The organism is Acinetobacter halotolerans (genome assembly GCF_004208515.1).
GTDB classification, from domain to species: Bacteria; Pseudomonadota; Gammaproteobacteria; order Pseudomonadales; family Moraxellaceae; genus Acinetobacter; species Acinetobacter halotolerans.
Genome location: NZ_SGIM01000006.1, coordinates 110246 through 125970, shown reverse-complemented (window position 1 = coordinate 125970; position 15725 = coordinate 110246). Strand labels below are relative to the sequence as shown.

At 41.8% G+C, this 15725-nt stretch carries 17 protein-coding genes and 1 pseudogene; 13 read left to right on the top strand and 5 right to left on the bottom strand.

Annotation, left to right across the window (positions count from 1 at the left end):
• Positions 1-7: 7 nt before the first annotated feature.
• The 9 genes and pseudogenes from nuoI to EXE30_RS16070 all read left to right on the top strand — a co-directional run.
• A complete protein-coding gene (gene nuoI, locus EXE30_RS09000; RefSeq protein ID WP_121930106.1) occupies positions 8-550 on the top strand; it encodes an NADH-quinone oxidoreductase subunit NuoI in 543 nt (180 codons plus the stop codon).
• A complete protein-coding gene (nuoJ, locus tag EXE30_RS08995) occupies positions 550-1068 on the top strand; it encodes an NADH-quinone oxidoreductase subunit J (protein ID WP_171065302.1) in 519 nt (172 codons plus the stop codon). The genes nuoI and nuoJ overlap by 1 nt, the downstream gene beginning before the upstream one ends.
• Positions 1068-1376, top strand: coding sequence for an NADH-quinone oxidoreductase subunit NuoK (gene nuoK, locus EXE30_RS08990; protein ID WP_004638057.1), 309 nt, complete (start codon positions 1068-1070; stop codon positions 1374-1376). Before nuoJ ends, nuoK begins: the two co-directional genes overlap by 1 nt.
• Positions 1373-3268, top strand: coding sequence for an NADH-quinone oxidoreductase subunit L (gene nuoL / locus EXE30_RS08985; protein WP_121930107.1), 1896 nt, complete (start codon positions 1373-1375; stop codon positions 3266-3268). The genes nuoK and nuoL overlap by 4 nt, the downstream gene beginning before the upstream one ends.
• Position 3269: 1 nt before the next feature.
• Complete coding sequence (gene nuoM, locus EXE30_RS08980; RefSeq protein ID WP_130162087.1) at positions 3270-4868, top strand: NADH-quinone oxidoreductase subunit M; 1599 nt, start codon at positions 3270-3272, stop codon at positions 4866-4868.
• 3 nt (positions 4869-4871) lie between these two features.
• Positions 4872-6368 (top strand): NADH-quinone oxidoreductase subunit NuoN, encoded by a 1497-nt coding sequence (nuoN, locus tag EXE30_RS08975; RefSeq protein ID WP_130162086.1) that lies wholly within the window; start codon positions 4872-4874, stop codon positions 6366-6368.
• A 106-nt stretch (positions 6369-6474) separates the two neighbouring features.
• A complete protein-coding gene (upp, locus tag EXE30_RS08970) occupies positions 6475-7110 on the top strand; it encodes a uracil phosphoribosyltransferase (protein ID WP_121930189.1) in 636 nt (211 codons plus the stop codon).
• A 118-nt stretch (positions 7111-7228) separates the two neighbouring features.
• Complete coding sequence (locus EXE30_RS08965) at positions 7229-7519, top strand: cold shock domain-containing protein (protein WP_130162085.1); 291 nt, start codon at positions 7229-7231, stop codon at positions 7517-7519.
• 30 nt (positions 7520-7549) lie between these two features.
• Positions 7550-7679 (top strand): annotated as a pseudogene (locus tag EXE30_RS16070) (excalibur calcium-binding domain-containing protein); the annotation flags it as partial.
• 10 nt (positions 7680-7689) lie between these two features.
• On the opposite strand, the gene gigC reads toward EXE30_RS16070, so the two are convergent.
• The gene (gigC, locus tag EXE30_RS08955) at positions 7690-8574 is read right to left on the bottom strand and encodes a LysR family transcriptional regulator GigC (RefSeq protein WP_130162084.1); all 885 of its coding nucleotides are present in this window, start codon (positions 8572-8574) and stop codon (positions 7690-7692) included.
• Positions 8575-8686: 112 nt separating this feature from the next.
• On the opposite strand from gigC, the gene EXE30_RS08950 reads away from it, so the two are divergent.
• Positions 8687-9448, top strand: coding sequence for a ferredoxin--NADP reductase (locus tag EXE30_RS08950; protein WP_130162083.1), 762 nt, complete (start codon positions 8687-8689; stop codon positions 9446-9448).
• A 58-nt stretch (positions 9449-9506) separates the two neighbouring features.
• Here the strand turns inward: EXE30_RS08950 and EXE30_RS08945 are convergent, their stop codons facing one another.
• Positions 9507-9929 (bottom strand): hypothetical protein, encoded by a 423-nt coding sequence (locus tag EXE30_RS08945; protein ID WP_130162082.1) that lies wholly within the window; start codon positions 9927-9929, stop codon positions 9507-9509.
• A 208-nt stretch (positions 9930-10137) separates the two neighbouring features.
• Between EXE30_RS08945 and EXE30_RS08940 the strand changes: the two genes are divergently transcribed.
• The 3 genes from EXE30_RS08940 (at position 10138) to EXE30_RS15890 (ending at position 12404) form a co-directional block, all read left to right on the top strand.
• A complete protein-coding gene (locus EXE30_RS08940; protein WP_130162081.1) occupies positions 10138-10338 on the top strand; it encodes a hypothetical protein in 201 nt (66 codons plus the stop codon).
• A gap of 232 nt (positions 10339-10570) precedes the next feature.
• Positions 10571-12133, top strand: a complete 1563-nt coding sequence (locus EXE30_RS08935) for a mechanosensitive ion channel (RefSeq protein WP_130162080.1) — start codon at positions 10571-10573, stop codon at positions 12131-12133.
• A 94-nt stretch (positions 12134-12227) separates the two neighbouring features.
• Entirely contained in the window at positions 12228-12404 is a 177-nt protein-coding gene (locus EXE30_RS15890) for a hypothetical protein (protein ID WP_165382395.1), read from the top strand.
• A 31-nt stretch (positions 12405-12435) separates the two neighbouring features.
• On the opposite strand, the gene EXE30_RS08930 is transcribed toward EXE30_RS15890, so the two are convergent.
• The 3 genes from EXE30_RS08930 to EXE30_RS08920 form a co-directional block, all read right to left on the bottom strand.
• Entirely contained in the window at positions 12436-13632 is a 1197-nt protein-coding gene (locus EXE30_RS08930) for a BaiN/RdsA family NAD(P)/FAD-dependent oxidoreductase (protein WP_130162079.1), read from the bottom strand.
• Positions 13633-13663: 31 nt separating this feature from the next.
• Complete coding sequence (locus EXE30_RS08925; protein ID WP_130162078.1) at positions 13664-14557, bottom strand: 1-aminocyclopropane-1-carboxylate deaminase/D-cysteine desulfhydrase; 894 nt, start codon at positions 14555-14557, stop codon at positions 13664-13666.
• 66 nt (positions 14558-14623) lie between these two features.
• Entirely contained in the window at positions 14624-15682 is a 1059-nt protein-coding gene (locus tag EXE30_RS08920; RefSeq protein WP_228256116.1) for an HlyD family secretion protein, read from the bottom strand.
• Between the last annotated feature and the right edge of the window lie 43 nt (positions 15683-15725).

Sequence of the window (15725 nt, the reverse complement as noted above, 5' to 3'; positions counted from 1 at the left end):
GTACAAAATGTATAAAATTCTAGCTGGATTCGGATCGATTGTACGTTCGTTGTGGATGGTGTTTAGCCATGTAACGCGTAAACGTGACACGATTTTATATCCAGAAGTACCAGCAGAACAAATTGTGCCTCCACGCTTTCGTGGTCGTATTGTATTGACGCGTGATCCAGATGGTGAAGAGCGTTGTGTAGCATGTAACTTATGTGCGGTTGCATGTCCTGTGGGCTGTATTTCATTACAAAAAGCGGAAAAAGAAGATGGACGTTGGTATCCAGAATTTTTCCGTATTAACTTCTCTCGCTGCATCTTCTGCGGTATGTGTGAAGAAGCTTGCCCAACAACTGCGATTCAAATGACCCCAGATTTCGAATTGGGTGAATATGTACGTCAAGATTTGGTTTACGAGAAAGAAAACTTATTGATTTCTGGGCCGGGTAAATACCCTGACTATAACTTCTACCGTGTTGCTGGTATGGCGATTGATGGTAAAGGCAAAGGTCAAGCACAAAAAGAAAGTGCGCCAGTCGATGTACGGAGCTTATTACCATGATGTGGCCATTTTATTTGATGGCACTTGTGGCCATCGTTTCGACTATTCGTGTTGTGACTAATACGAATCCTGTACATGCACTTTTAAGTTTGATCGTGTCACTACTTGCGGTTGCAGGTATTTTCCTGATCGTCGGTGCGCCATTCGCTGCTGCACTTGAGATCATCGTTTATGCAGGCGCGATCATGGTCTTGTTCGTGTTTGTGGTCATGATGTTAAATCTTGGTCAAGACACCGTTGAACAAGAAAGTAAGTGGTTGAGCTCTGATGCTTGGGCATTTCCCGCATTGATGAGTTTTCTCATGGGCTTGCTTTTAGTCTGGATGCTGGGTAGCGACTATACGACTTCAGGTGCAGTGATGGGGCGTGAAGTAGTGGGTCCTAAAGCAGTGGGACAAGCATTATTTACGCATTATCTATTATTGGTAGAAGTTGCCGCGATGTTATTGCTTGCAGCGTTAGTTGCAGCATTCCACCTAGGCAAACGTGAACCAGGTGCAGAAGAGGATAAAGAATAATGGGACACATCCCTTTAGAACATGGTTTGATTGTCGCAACCATCCTTTTTGCACTGGGTTTTTACGGTGTAATGGTGCGACGCAACCTATTATTTATGTTAATGAGCCTTGAAGTGATGATGAATGCCGCCGCATTGGCATTCGTCTTAGCGGGTAGCGTTTGGGCGCAACCAGATGGACAAGTCATGTTCATCTTGATCTTGACCCTTGCAGCAGCAGAGGCGTGTATCGGTCTTGCGATCGTTCTTCAGTTCTATCATCGCTTCCATCATTTGGATGTAGATGCTGCTAGTGAGATGCGCGGATGAGTACATTATATTTAACCGTTTTATTCCCGCTCATTGGTTTTATCCTTTTAGCGGCAGGACGTAACAAACTTTCTGAAAATGTAGCCGCAATTATTGGCGTGGGTTCAGTTGGTCTATCTGCTTTATTTGCATTAATTGCAGGTCTTGCATTTAGCAATAGTGGTGAAACTGTCTTTATTCAACATTTGTGGACATGGTTCAGTGTTGGTGGTTTTGAACCAGGGATTAGTTTACAACTTGATGGCCTTTCATTGCTGATGATGGGAATGGTGACAGGGGTTGGTTTCCTGATCCACATTTTTGCATCTTGGTATATGCGTGGTGAAGAAGACTATGCACGCTTCTTTTCTTATTTCAACTTATTCGTTGCCAGCATGTTGTTGTTGGTACTTGGCGATAACTTAGCGTTATTGTTCTTAGGTTGGGAAGGTGTAGGTCTCTGCTCATACTTGCTGATTGGTTTCTATTATTCTAACCCAGCCAATGGTTGGGCGGCGATCAAGGCATTTACCGTAACGCGTGTGGGTGATGTATTTTTACTGATCGCATTGTTCTTGCTCTATCAACAGTTTGGTACTTTGAATATCCAGTACATTGTTGAAAATGCAGCAGCGGTGATGACGCAAAGCTCTTCATTGTCGATCTGGACAGCATTGATGTTGTTCTTGGGTGCAGCAGGTAAGTCAGCGCAAATTCCACTCCAAACGTGGTTAGCGGATGCGATGGCAGGTCCGACACCAGTTTCTGCATTGATCCACGCAGCGACCATGGTTACAGCGGGTGTGTACTTGTGTTGTCGTATGTTCTCTGTGATGGAAATGGCACCAGAAGTGATGCAATTCATTTCGATTACAGGTGCGGTGACATTGCTAGTAGCTGGTTTTGCAGCATTGGTTCAAACCGATATCAAACGTATCTTGGCTTACTCAACCATGAGTCAGCTCGGTTATATGTTTATGGCGGTGGGTGCTGAAGCATACCAAGCTGGTTTGTTCCACATGTTGACGCATGCATTCTTTAAAGCGTTATTGTTCTTGTCTTCTGGTGCGGTTATTTTGGCCTACCATCATGAGCAAAACATTTTCAAGATGGGTGGCTTGTTCAAGCATAACAAATTCTTATTTGCCTGTTTTGCGATTGGTGGTGGTGCACTAGCTGCAATCCCATTTATCACCGTCGGTTTCTTCTCTAAAGATGCGATTTTATGGCAAGTTTGGGCGCATGGTCACACTACAGGTATTGAGACTTATGGCTCATTATTCTGGGTGGGTGTTGCTGGTGCATTCTTAACCTCTATTTATACGTTCCGTTTGATTTGGATTGTATTCTTTGGTGAAGAAAAGACCCCATATCACGAAATCAAAGGTGCGACTTACTGGGCGCCGCTTGCAATTTTGGCTGTACTTTCAACTGGTGTTGGTGCTTTGTTGCAAGGTCCAGTACAAGGGCTGTTAAATACCGCGGGTATCCCTGCATTTGTGATGACGGATGCGCTAGCACATTTACAGCATGCGGTTGAATTAAAAGCGGTTGGTATTGCGCTGGCTGGTTTGGTGGTTGGTATTGTGCTGTTTGTCTTTGCCTATGGTGCAGTCAAATCTTTTGCTCAAACATCGCTGGGTTCAGGTTTAGCACACATCTGCCGTACTGCATTTGGTTTCGATGCTTTATATAACATTGTATTTGTAAAACCTTATTTATTGATTGCGAAAATTTTAGGTCGCGATCCAGTAGATGGTTTGTGGTTGGTACTTCCTGCGATCGTGCAAGGTGGTAATAGCTTTACAAGTTCGCGTCAAACAGGTTCATTACGTGAATACGCATCAAGCATGTCACTTGGTATCGTGGTGCTATTGATGGTCTTGATCGTTATTGAGGTTGTGGGGAAATAAAATGGAAAATAATTTAATTTTACCCGCACTGATTTTAGTTCCTTTCATTGCTGGTTTTATTTGTTGGTTGGTAGATAAATTCGACCAACATTTACCGCGCTGGATTGCCTTGATTGGTATGTTGATTACCTTCGGTCTAGGTATCGCACTTTGGCAAAATGGTGATTTTGTCTATAAGTTAGGTAGCCAAACACCATCTTGGGCGGCGGAGTTCTACCTTCCTTGGATTCAGACCTTAGGTATTAGTATTCATCTTGCAGTAGATGGCTTATCTCTTTTGATGGTGCTACTGACTGCATTACTGGGTGTACTTGCTGTTGGCTGTTCATGGGGCGAGATTCAGAAAAACGTTGGTTTCTTCCACTTAAACCTCCTTTGGAGTTTAGGTGGGGTTATCGGTGTCTTCCTTGCAATTGACTTATTCTTGTTCTTCTTCTTCTGGGAGATGATGCTTGTACCAATCTATTTCTTGATTGCGTTATGGGGTCATAAAGGCTCGAATGGTCGTTCACGTGTTTATGCTGCTACCAAGTTCTTCTTGTACACACAAATCGCTGGTTTGATCATGTTGATCGGTATCGTAGGACTTGTTGTCTATGGATACACGATGACAGGCATGATTGGGTTCGATTACAACTATCTTATGGCTGTAGCGCACCGTTTACCGCCAGAAGTTGCTTATGCATTTATGTTGTGTTTCTTCATCGGTTTTGCGGTGAAACTTCCTGTATTTCCATTACACGGTTGGTTGCCAGATGCGCATGCGCAAGCACCAACAGCGGGTTCTGTGGACTTAGCAGGGATTTTGATTAAAACTGCAGCGTACGGTTTACTTCGTTTTGTGATTCCATTCTTCCCAGCAGCATCAGCACAATTTGCTGATATCGCGATCATTTTGGGTCTAATTGGTATCTTCTACGGCGCATTCTTGGCGTACCAGCAAACAGATATGAAACGCTTACTCGCGTATACGTCTATTTCACACATGGGTTTCATTTTACTTGCTATCTATGCAGGTAACATTCTGACCTTCCAAGGCTTAATGATTATGATGCTGGCGCATGGCTTGTCATCAGCTGCATTGTTCATCATGTCGGGTCAAGTGTATGAACGTTTACATACCCGTGACTTGCGCTTAATGGGCGGTCTTCGTGGTCAACTACAATATTTGCCATTCTTCTTGATGTTCTTCGTTGCGGCACTTGTTGGTGTACCTGGGTTAGGTAACTTTATTGGTGAATTCCTGATCTTAATGGGTTCATTTAAAGCCTATCCAACCTTCACGATTATGGCAGCAGTGAGCTTGGTATTTGCTGGTCTTTATGGTTTGATCTTGATTCACAAAGCCTTATTCGGTGAGCCAAATTCTGAACAAAAGCAACATTATACAAGCCCACTTAAAGATTTATCGGCGCGTGAAGTCAGCATTTTGATGATTTGCGTGATTGGTTTAGTTTGGTTAGGTATTTACCCTCAAACATTCTTGGATGTGTCTCATTCGAGTATGCAGTGGTTAGTAAATAGTTATATGCCAGTACAAGAAGTTGTCGAAACTGTTCAGCAGGCTGCAACTCAACTTGAACATGTGGAGATGCAATAAATCATGAACTTCACACTTTCTTTTTCTGAGCTTATGCCGCTTGCGCCCGTGATGATTGTGGCATTGACTGCAATCGTAGTGATGTTATTGATTGCGATTAAACGCCATCATAACCTTATTGCAACAACCTCAGTGGTAGGTTTAAATCTCGCGGCAATCTTGATTGTATACACCATGTTTACTGGAAGCTTTGTTCCTGTAAATGTAATGGGCATGTTTATGGTTGATCCATTTACCATGCTCTATCAATTTCTGATTTTGATTGCAGCTTTGGCGTGTTGTACTTTGTCTCATGCTTATATCGAGACTTATAAAGACAACCGTGAAGAGTTGTATATCCTGTTACTGACTTCAGTAGCGGGTGCAATGTTGATGGTTGCAAGTTCACACTATGCGGCATTCTTCATTAGTCTTGAGCTCATGTCGATTCCGATTTATGGAATGTTGGCGTATACCTATCAACGTAGTCAGTCTTTGGAAGCAGGGATTAAATATCTCGTACTTTCTGCGACCGCATCTGCGATGTTATTGATGGGTATGGCATATATTTATGCTTATACAGGTTCATTGTCATTCTATGATTCAGTTCAGAATTTATTCGCTGTTATTGATCAGCCAATGGTCTTATTGGGCTTAGCATTAATTATCTTTGCTGTGGCATTCAAACTCTCGCTTGCTCCATTCCACAAATGGACGCCTGACGTGTATGCAGGTGCGCCAGCACCAATGGCAACCTTCTTGGCCACTGTCGCTAAAGTTGCAACAATCGGTTTATTTGTACGTTACTTACTCACCTCTGGTGCAATTCTTGATCAAGGTTTAATTACGGTTTTAACCATCCTTGCAGTATTGTCAATTGTGGTCGGTAACTTACTCGCTGTACGTCAAGTGAACTTGAAGCGTATCTTGGGTTATTCATCGATTGCGCACTTTGGTTATTTGTTGATTGCTTTAATCAGCATGACTTATGCAAGTCTAGGTAGCGTAACGGTTTATGTGATTACTTATGTACTCACTACAATCGGTGCCTTTGGTGTTGTGGCGTTGATGTCAAGTCCATATAACAATGCGGATGAAGCACAAAGTCTTGCAGACTACCGTGGTTTGTTCTGGCGTCGTCCGATTTTGACTGCTGCTTTAACTGTGATGATGTTATCTTTGGCCGGTATTCCATTGACAGCAGGCTTTATTGGTAAATTCCTTGTCGTGTTAGCTGCAGTTACAACTCAGCACTGGTTCTTGGCTGCGATGATTGTCGTCGGTAGTGGTATCGGTTTGTATTATTACCTCCGTGTGATGGTAGTGATGTATATGACACCACCTGATGTACCGCGTATTGATGCTGATGCCCATTGGGGTCAACAAGTCGGTGGGATCATGGTGCTCGGTGCTGCATTACTGGTATTGTTCTTGGGTATTTATCCAGATCCGATGATTAACTTGGCATTGAAAGCAGAAATTCTTTCTCCATTGCATTTTATGTTATCTCAACAGCAGTAATGATCTGATTTGTACAAAAAAGCCTCCAAAATTGGGGGCTTTTTTATTGAAGAGTAAAAAAACACTTTATAATAGTCAAAGATTAATATGTTTTAGGTACATGCTTGTGTCCATTCAAGAAATTCATCATCCACTTATTCGCCATAAACTTGGTTTATTGCGTCGTTCAGACATTAGTACCAAGAACTTTCGCGAATTGGCGCAAGAAGTTACGATGTTATTGACTTATGAAGCTACTAAAGACCTACCAATGGTTGATCATGACATTGATGGTTGGGCTGGGACGGTCTCAACGCAACGTATTGCGGGCAAGAAAATTACCATTGTTCCAATTTTACGTGCGGGTATTGGGATGTTAGAAGGTGTACTCAGCCTGATTCCAAGTGCAAAAGTTAGTGTATTGGGTCTAGAGCGTGATGATGAAACGTTAGAAGTTCGCACCTACTATAAAAAGCTAGTGCCAGATGTTGCCAATCGTTTAGCCATGATCATTGATCCCATGTTGGCAACAGGAAACTCTTTGATTGCTGCAATCGATGTCTTAAAAGCAAGTGGTTGTAAAGATATTCGAGTCATGATCTTAGTTGCTGCACCTGAAGGTGTTGCAAAAGTGGAAGCAGCCCATCCTGATGTGCGTATTTATACGGCTTCGATTGATCAAGGATTAAATGCTGAAGGCTATATCGTTCCTGGTTTGGGCGATGCAGGTGACAAGATTTTTGGTAGTGTTCAAAAAGATTAATTTTTGAAATACAGATAAAAAGAGGCTGCATTCACCCGTAAAATCTTTGTGGGCGGATCAACGGTCTCTTTTTTATATATACTGTGACTAATAGCGTTTAAAGAATAGGGTGAAGTTAATGAAGCAAGAGTTCTATCAAGGAAAAATTAAACAATACAATCCAGACAAAGGGTTTGGTTTTATTGCAACGGCTGAAGGAGATGTGTTTTTTCATATCTCAGAATATCCAACAGACGGTGAGCCGAAAAGAAATGAAAAAGTGAAATTTGTGGTACTTGAAAGTGATGGGAAATATAAAGCCACAAAAATTGAGCGCATTGATCCAAACCCTGCCAAAACTAGAAAAACTAAAATACTGGCGCATAATGAGTCGATCACAACAGAGTTGTTGTCAAATTTTAGACGCTAGTTATTTCGTTTCAGCCTAGAAAATCACAGCGAATTTAGCTGTGATGGACGCAGACATTGTTCTCAAATGCGATCTTATGAAGAGGCTGTCTTCTTTTAGTTGTCCAAATACCGAAATGGATGGCGATGGCATTCCATGTGAGCGGCAATTTGGACGATAACAAGATTAGATCAAGTCTGATTTTCGCAGAACTGTAAAAAAGCTTTTAAGCCAGGTCCTTGATATTTTTGACGATGTACCAGCATGTAGAGTGGGCGAGTCAATTGCCAATATGGCGTGTCTAAAATAACCAATTGACCTTTTTCAAGCAATGGTTCAATCGCAAGTTTAGAAATACACGACATCCCTAAACCACCCGCAACGATTTTTAAAATCGCTTCGTTGTGACCAAGGGTTAAACGAATATTGGCATCGGGTAAGTCTTGCAAGATTGCGTTATCAAACACTTCGCGTGTGCCTGAGCCTTCTTCACGTAAAATCCATTCGACATCAAGAAAATCTGCTTGTGTGATAGGGCGATTTAGCTGAGCTAAAGGATGATCAGGTGCACAACACACGGCTAATTCATCATTACGCCAATGAATGCATTGCAGTGAAGGCAGATGACAAGAACCTTCAATTAATGCTAAATCAAGCTGAAACTGATTAACTGCTTCAATCATTTGGCGTGTATTACCCACTTGTAGTTGTAGGTGAGCTTGGGGGTGACGCTTTAAAAAATCTGCCATGAGATCAGGCATTAAATAATCACTGATGGTCAGGGTAGCACCTAAGCGTAAATCAATGCTTTGTAGCTCGCCCTTCGCTGCTTGTTCAAAGGATTCGCAACGACCTAATATTTCCAAAGCTTGTGGAAGTAAAAATCTTCCTAAATCATTAAGTTGTAATCGTTTACCTAAACGGTCAAATAAAGGTGCGCCAAGACCGTCTTCTAAATCAGCTAAAGCCATGCTCGCCGCACTTTGTGTGAGTCGGACAGCATCACTGGCTTTGGTTACCGTTCCCTCTTGAGCGACCGCCACGAAAACTGCCAATTGGCGTAATGTCATGCGCATGTTAAAAGCCTTAACGTGTGGAGGGTCTCGTCACATTTAACAGACCCTAGAGTATTCATCAATAATCAGATCATGCTACCATGAGCGCACTGTTTCGTGCCACGTTCAAATCATGTCAATTGAAAAATTTAGCGTAGAAAAAGTTTTATCGGTACAGCGTTGGACCAGCAACCTTTTTAGTTTCACAATGACTCGACCAGCTCACTTTAAATTTACCGCAGGGCAGTTTGCTCGGATTGGTTTAATGGTCGGTGATGAGCTAGTCATTCGTGCGTATTCCGTGGTGTCTTCGCCATATGATGAAACCTTAGAGTTCTTTTCGATTGTGGTACCCGATGGGGCATTTACCTCAAACTTACAGCACCTAAAAGTCGGTGATGAACTCTATCTCGAAAAAATATCTTATGGGTACCTAACACTAGCTCGCTATCAACAGCCATTGCCACAAGATTTATGGTTGCTGGCTACGGGAACAGGTCTAGCGCCATTTCTTTCCATGTTGCAAGACTTTGAAACGTGGAAAAAATATCAGAAAATCACCTTGGTTTACAGTGTCCGAACTGAGTCTGAGTTGGCGTATATCGAGCGTATTCAAGAGATTGCGGAACTGTTTGGTGAGGGGCACACTGGGTTTAAATTTGTGCCGATTATCACCCGTGATCCAAATGCAGCTTTACGTGATCGTTTGCCAGTATTGATTGCAAATGGTCAGTTAGAAAAAGCTGTAGGACTGTCATTCAATCCTGACAGCAGTCATGTGATGTTATGTGGCAACCCACAAATGGTTGATGACACCAAAGAAGCATTAAAACAGCGTGGTCTTACCATGAATCGCCGTGGAGAAGGAAATATTGCGGTAGAGAACTATTGGTAATGAGCGATTGTAGCGGCGCTAGAGGGCGACGGAAGCAGTGTGTGGGAGTGGATATATTTTAATGAACAAACATATCCATAAATTCACGGATTTCTTGAATTGCGGTTTCGACATCTGTAGTGAGCCAAGTAGGTTCGAAAATCCCTGTGTAATGTTCTAAACGATCTTGCGGAACGACCAATCGTACAGGGCAATCTTCTTCCAATAAACGCCAAGGTAAAATCGGAACTTCATTATCTAAAAAGGGTTGAACATTGCGAATGTCAACAATCATCGCGTTGATGCAATCAGGCAATGGCATCACAGAAAGTTCTTCTGTTCGACGGCGAAAATATTCCAAATCTCCCCATTTTAGGATATAGCTCGGCTTATTGAACTCAATAATTCCAATCAAATGTTCGTCGCGTGTGTGATGTAAAAAACACTGATGAGTAACATCTGTGTCTAATTCAAGAGAAACGCGTTGTTGGCTATAGGACATAAAGCAGAATGGTAAAGAGATGAGAGGGGCTATTATAGCTTACTTTTATCACATTCTAAAATCGCGTATATTTTAAACAAAACTTCAAACAATAAAAAGTAGTGTTATGCAAACAAGACAACGTTATTCCGAAGTTTCTTCACACAATGCAACATTGTGTACTGCTATGATAAAAGTCAAATAAGTAATAACAAGAGGGCTAGCTACGATGCATGATTTTAGTAAGCCAAAACCGCATGTGGAAAGTAAAGAAGATACAGCGCGGAAACGGAAACTACCTGTCTATATGCTCATCATTGTTGGAATTTTTCTGATCGCGCTACTTGTGTTTATGGTTGCTGACCATTCAGCTAAGCCTACTGCACAGGTGATCATGTCTCATTTGCAGACGTTGGTGCTGCATGCTTAGAGCATTATTTAAGACCATATTCGATGAATAATTGAGTAACCAAGGCCCTTTGGTATAAATCAAGGGGCTTTTTGCAAACTATTACATGTTTTTTGTTGTATTAGTGATGCGGTTCATTGATTGAGAAATAGACAAAAATTAAGGTTAAAGCATCCATAAATTATGTGCTTGCTCATAAAGCGATCATGAGTGGATAGTACAGAATGTAAAAACATGACATAAGGATAACAACATGAATGAATTTTTTAGAGACCCCTCCCAAAGAGGAGGATTCGATGCAATGTATTATTGGGACCAGTTTCAGCCTATTTTAGCTGCAATTGCGATTCTGTTAATCGGGTGGATTATTGCATTGGTGATTGCTGCTGGTGTAAAAAAATTACTGCAAAAACTTGATACCAATAATAGATTATCTACTGCGACTGGTCGTACGCCAAATATTGAAAATTTAGTATCTAAACTGATTTTCTGGTTTGTGATGATACTTGCCGTCGTTGGTGCTTTAAATGTTCTAAACATTAGTGGTGTAAGTGATCCATTTAGCAATATGGTCGGGCGGGTACTTGCCTATTTACCAAACTTACTGGCTGCGGTCGCAGTTGGATTTATTGGTTGGATCGTTGCTCGTTTAGTGAGAGCGGGTTTAACCAATGTTCTTGCCAGAACTGAACTGGATGAAAAACTGAGTAATGAAGTCGGCGTAACTGCGTTAAGCACAAATATTGCTGAGATTTTCTACTGGTTAGTTCTATTACTATTCTTGCCGATTGTTTTATCTATTTTGGGTTTAACTGGGCTGCTTATTCCTGTCCAGAATATGGTAAATGACGCAATTGCGTACTTACCAAATCTATTTATTTCAGGTGTGATCATTTTTGTAGGTTATATTCTTGCAAAAATTGTTCGTGGGATTGTTGAAGGACTAAGCAATAGTCTAGGTCTGCAAACCCAAGCTGAAAAAGTTGGTCTGTTTAAAAACTCTAATGTCTCAAGATTCTTGGGATCATTCGTTTTTGCCATTATTATTATCACAAGCTTAATTGTCGCATTTGAAGCACTTGGTATCGAAGCAATTTCTCAACCTGCCACAGCAATGTTGAATGACATCATGCTTGCGATACCGCAGATCATTGCAGCTGCATTGATCTTGATCGTTGCGTATATCGTTTCTCGTTTTGTTGGACGTATAGTCGCTGAACTTATTTCAGGGGCGGGTGTTGATGAAATTCCAATGAAGCTAGATGTACAGCGCTTCCTTGGTCAAACACGTGTTTCTGATGTTGTGGGATGTTTGATCGTCTTCTTTACCATGTTGTTTGCAGTATCTGAAGCAGCAAACCGACTTGGATTGGAGCAGGTGAGCGTACTCATCGCCATGTTCATCCAGTTTGGTGCAAGTATCTTGCTTGGTGCTGTGATTCTAGTGATCGGTTTCTGGCTGGCGAATGTCGTTGCAAATGTCGTGCAACGCGGTGAATATAATAGTTCACGCTGGTTAGGCAATCTTGTCCGCATCTTGATTATGGGGCTTGTTATTGCAATGGGCTTAAAAGCAATGGGAATCGCAGATTCTATTGTGAATTTGGCATTTGGTTTAACGCTTGGATCTGTTGCTGTCGCTTTTGCACTGGCATTTGGTTTAGGTGGTCGCCAACCAGCCGAACGTTTGCTGAGTGAGTTAATGGACAAAGCAAAAACTGAAGCAAAACAACCAAATCCATTGCATAAAAACGAGACTGTTTCACCTAATACTGTTCAACCGACACCGCCATCTCCGCCACATTCGGATGAATAGAAAAAATAATCTTTGATTTTTTCGGCCAATTCGACCACTCTTAGGAGTGGTCGTTTTACTTATATATGAATAAAAAAATTTATAGGAGACTGAGATGAAGAGGCCAAATCGAGTATTCGCACCCATTATTATTGCCGGGATCACTGTCGGGTTTTTGGCGAGTGCTTATAAATTTGTCTTTGCGAAATCGAATGCTGAAAAAGAACAATCAAGTTCAAATGAGCGGAAGTCATCTTCTTCAGAAGGAGAAAAGACTCCCGAGCGTCGTTAAAATTCTAAGCGAGCTCAATTGATGTCATGATCTACACAAATTGGGCTGCAGCTTGTGCTGATGACCATGCCCATTGGAAGTTATATCCTCCTAAGTGTCCCGTTACATCAAGCACCTCACCAATAAAATATAAGCCCTTCTGTTTTTTACTTTCCATGGTTTTGGATGAAACTTCGCTGGTATCAACGCCACCGAGGGTGACTTCGGCTGTACGATAACCTTCAGTTCCAGAAGGCTTGACTGAAAATGCATGCAATTGTGCTGCGATTTGTTCAAGTTGCAGATCACTGATATTGCCAATCGCCGTTTCGCTTTGCTCAGCCCAAATCAATTGTTGTAATTCGAGTACGATACTTTTTGCGGTGAATTCATTAAGTAGGGTACGTAGTAAAACTTTAGGCTGTGTTTTTTTCTTTTCTTTAAAGAATTGATTGAAATCTTGGCTTGGGAAAAAATCAATGTTGAAACGTTCACCGATATGCCAGTAATTTGAAAGCTGTAATGAGCTTGGCCCACTTAAACCTCGATGGGTAAACAATAATGCTTCAGTAAATTGATGGCGATCATTGCTCAAACTTACATCCAAGGCATTACCACTTAAGCGCGTGGTCACTTCTTTAAACTGATCTGAAAAAGTAAATGGAACTAACCCTGCGCGAGTTGCGAAGACGTGATGACCGAATTGTTGTGCAAGCTCATAACCAAAACCTGAACCGCCTAAGGTTGGAATGGATAATCCACCTGTCGCAACAACTAAGGATTCACATTGAAAGGTACCTTGATTGGTGTCGATAACAAAGCCAGATTCTTTTTGTGCCTTCACACTTTGAACCTCACAATGCGTTTCAATGTCGACTTGTTTGGTTTTTGCACATTCTGAAAGTAACATTTCCAAAATCTCTTTTGCACCTTTCGTGGTGAAAAGTTGTCCATGTTTGCGCTCTTCATATTCGATGCCATACTCACAAACCAAACCGATGAAATCCCAATTGGTGTAGCGTGATAGAGCAGAAATAACGAAATGTGGATTTTCAGAAAGAAAGTTTTTAGGTTCAACATCTAGGTTGGTGAAGTTACATTTACCACCACCTGACATTAAAATCTTTTTACCGACTTTATTGGCTTTTTCGAGTACCACAACCGAGCGCCCACGTTTACCTGCTTCAGCAGCCAACATCAAGCCCGATGCACCTGCACCTAAAACAACCACATCAACTTGATGAACCATGAGTATTACTCGGTAGACGAAAAGCGGGCAATTATAAAAGATTTAAGCAGCTTTTAGTATGTTTTAAGCGCCCTTGTAAACCACCTGTATGAATCACCAAAATTCGAGTATGTGCAGGAAAGTAATTTTGTTGAATTAAATCAAATACACCCAACATCATTTTAGCCGTGTAAACCTGCTCTAAGGGAATGGCATATTGTTGTTCAAACTCCTGCATAAACTGTAATAGCTCAGGTGTGGTTTTGGCGTAGCCGCCACAACAATAAGCGTCGGTGAGCGACCAATTATTTTTATCTGTCCATTTCTGAATGTCTTGCTTCAAAAAATCTCCTTTTAAAGCAGAAAAGCCTAAGACGAGTTGATGATCAGCACTGCTTTCGATGAGGCCTGCAATCGTTCCTCCTGTCCCCACTGCACAGCAAATTACATCATAATTTGCTAAGTCATCGGCAGATAGAATTTCCTGCGTACCTTGAATAGCAAGGATATTGGTTCCACCTTCAGGAACGATCATGGTCTGAGGATATTGTTGTTGTAACTGCGCTAAGTATTCAGTTTCATGGCGCAAACGATATTCAGCACGACTGACAAAATGTAGCTGCATACCAAAATCTTGTGCTGTTTCTAATGTTGGATTTAAGCGTTGTGAGGCTAACTCTTCACCTCGAATGATGCCAATACTATCAAAACCAAAATGTTGTGCTGCATAAGCGGTCGCAGCAATATGATTTGAGTATGCTCCGCCAAAAGTGAGCACTTGTGTTAAGCCTTGTTGTTGAGCTGCCAATAAATTGTATTTGAGTTTAAAAAATTTATTGCCTGAAATTCGAGGATGAATTTGGTCTAGCCGTTTGATGGTCAGCTGAACAGGATAGGGCAGTGCTAATGTTTGATAAGGAATGGGAAAAGCAATGTGATCAAACATTTCATTGAGCTAAAAATTAATTTGATCACATTGTAAATCGATTTGATTGAGAATGTCAGTGATGGTTTATGAATCAGTATCCACTGAGGTCACCACTGACATACCTGGTCGTAAGTTCTCTATGCCCTTTTGATTCGGATCAATGGCGATACGTACGGCAATGCGTTGCACTACTTTGGTAAAATTACCCGTCGCATTATCTGCCTTCAATACACTGAACTCTGAACCTGCGGCAGGTGAGATTTGCTCAACATGCCCCGTAAATTTTTGATGATTCATTGCATCCACAGTGAAGGTGGCTTTTTGTCCAATTTTCATATTGGCGATCTGAGTTTCTTTAAAATTTGCAATCACCCATGTTTGCTTTGGGATTAAATAAAGCAATTGGGTGCCTGCCGCGACGTATTGACCCACACGAGGATTGACTTCGCCTAACTGACCATCCAATGGAGCTTCGATGGTACTGTAATCCTTTGTCGTATTGGCTTGGTCAAGCTGAGCTTGTGCACTATTCACCTGTGCTTTTAAACCCATTTGTGCAATTTGCGCTGTTTTCAATGCTTCTTGAGCCACTAAAATATTGGCTTCAGCTTGCTTGAGCAGTGCAAGATTGTTTTGTGCATCAGCCGCCGCTTTGTCTTGTTCTGATTTAGAAGCAGCACCACTATTGCCCAGTTGTTGATAACGTCTCAATTGTGCAATAGATAAATCATATTGTGCTTTAACTTGCTCCAGTTTTGCCTGAGCTGCGACAACATCGGCTTGGCGTTGTGCGATGGCTTGGGTTTGATTGGCGAGGCTATTCTGGGCCTGTTCGACCTCTGAAACGGCTTGGGTGACCTTCTGATCATAGGTTGTGGCATCAATATGCATCAGCACTTGACCTTGTTTCACCTGATCAAAATCTTTAACCAGTACATCTTTGATATAGCCATTGATTTGTGAGGACAAAATCGTGGTTTTGCCTTTGATATAGCTATTGTCGGTTTGTTCAATCGCGGTGTGAAAAGGACCAATTCGCCATGCCCATAAAATAATAATAATTCCCACCAGTAAAACCCCTAACATCCACCATAGTGTTGAGCTTTTGGTTTTGATGAGTTTGCTCGCAGGTGGCGGAGGCATTTGTGCCACAGCATCTGGTGCTTTCGCTGGTGTAGTAGGCTCT

Excerpts from the sequence above, each read along its gene's own strand:
- nuoI (WP_121930106.1), top strand. The coding sequence starts at position 8 with ATGTATAAAATTCTAGCTGGATTCGGATCGATTGTACGTTCGTTGTGG.
- nuoJ (WP_171065302.1), top strand. The coding sequence starts at position 550 with ATGTGGCCATTTTATTTGATGGCACTTGTGGCCATCGTTTCGACTATT.
- nuoK (WP_004638057.1), top strand. The coding sequence starts at position 1,068 with ATGGGACACATCCCTTTAGAACATGGTTTGATTGTCGCAACCATCCTT.
- nuoL (WP_121930107.1), top strand. The coding sequence starts at position 1,373 with ATGAGTACATTATATTTAACCGTTTTATTCCCGCTCATTGGTTTTATC.
- nuoM (WP_130162087.1), top strand. The coding sequence starts at position 3,270 with ATGGAAAATAATTTAATTTTACCCGCACTGATTTTAGTTCCTTTCATT.
- nuoN (WP_130162086.1), top strand. The coding sequence starts at position 4,872 with ATGAACTTCACACTTTCTTTTTCTGAGCTTATGCCGCTTGCGCCCGTG.
- EXE30_RS08965 (WP_130162085.1), top strand. The coding sequence starts at position 7,229 with ATGAAGCAAGAGTTCTATCAAGGAAAAATTAAACAATACAATCCAGAC.
- gigC (WP_130162084.1), bottom strand. The coding sequence starts at position 8,574 with ATGCGCATGACATTACGCCAATTGGCAGTTTTCGTGGCGGTCGCTCAA.
- EXE30_RS08950 (WP_130162083.1), top strand. The coding sequence starts at position 8,687 with ATGTCAATTGAAAAATTTAGCGTAGAAAAAGTTTTATCGGTACAGCGT.
- EXE30_RS08945 (WP_130162082.1), bottom strand. The coding sequence starts at position 9,929 with ATGTCCTATAGCCAACAACGCGTTTCTCTTGAATTAGACACAGATGTT.
- EXE30_RS08940 (WP_130162081.1), top strand. The coding sequence starts at position 10,138 with ATGCATGATTTTAGTAAGCCAAAACCGCATGTGGAAAGTAAAGAAGAT.
- EXE30_RS08935 (WP_130162080.1), top strand. The coding sequence starts at position 10,571 with ATGAATGAATTTTTTAGAGACCCCTCCCAAAGAGGAGGATTCGATGCA.
- EXE30_RS15890 (WP_165382395.1), top strand. The coding sequence starts at position 12,228 with ATGAAGAGGCCAAATCGAGTATTCGCACCCATTATTATTGCCGGGATC.
- EXE30_RS08930 (WP_130162079.1), bottom strand. The coding sequence starts at position 13,632 with ATGGTTCATCAAGTTGATGTGGTTGTTTTAGGTGCAGGTGCATCGGGC.
- EXE30_RS08925 (WP_130162078.1), bottom strand. The coding sequence starts at position 14,557 with ATGTTTGATCACATTGCTTTTCCCATTCCTTATCAAACATTAGCACTG.
- EXE30_RS08920 (WP_228256116.1), bottom strand. The coding sequence starts at position 15,682 with ATGCCTCCGCCACCTGCGAGCAAACTCATCAAAACCAAAAGCTCAACA.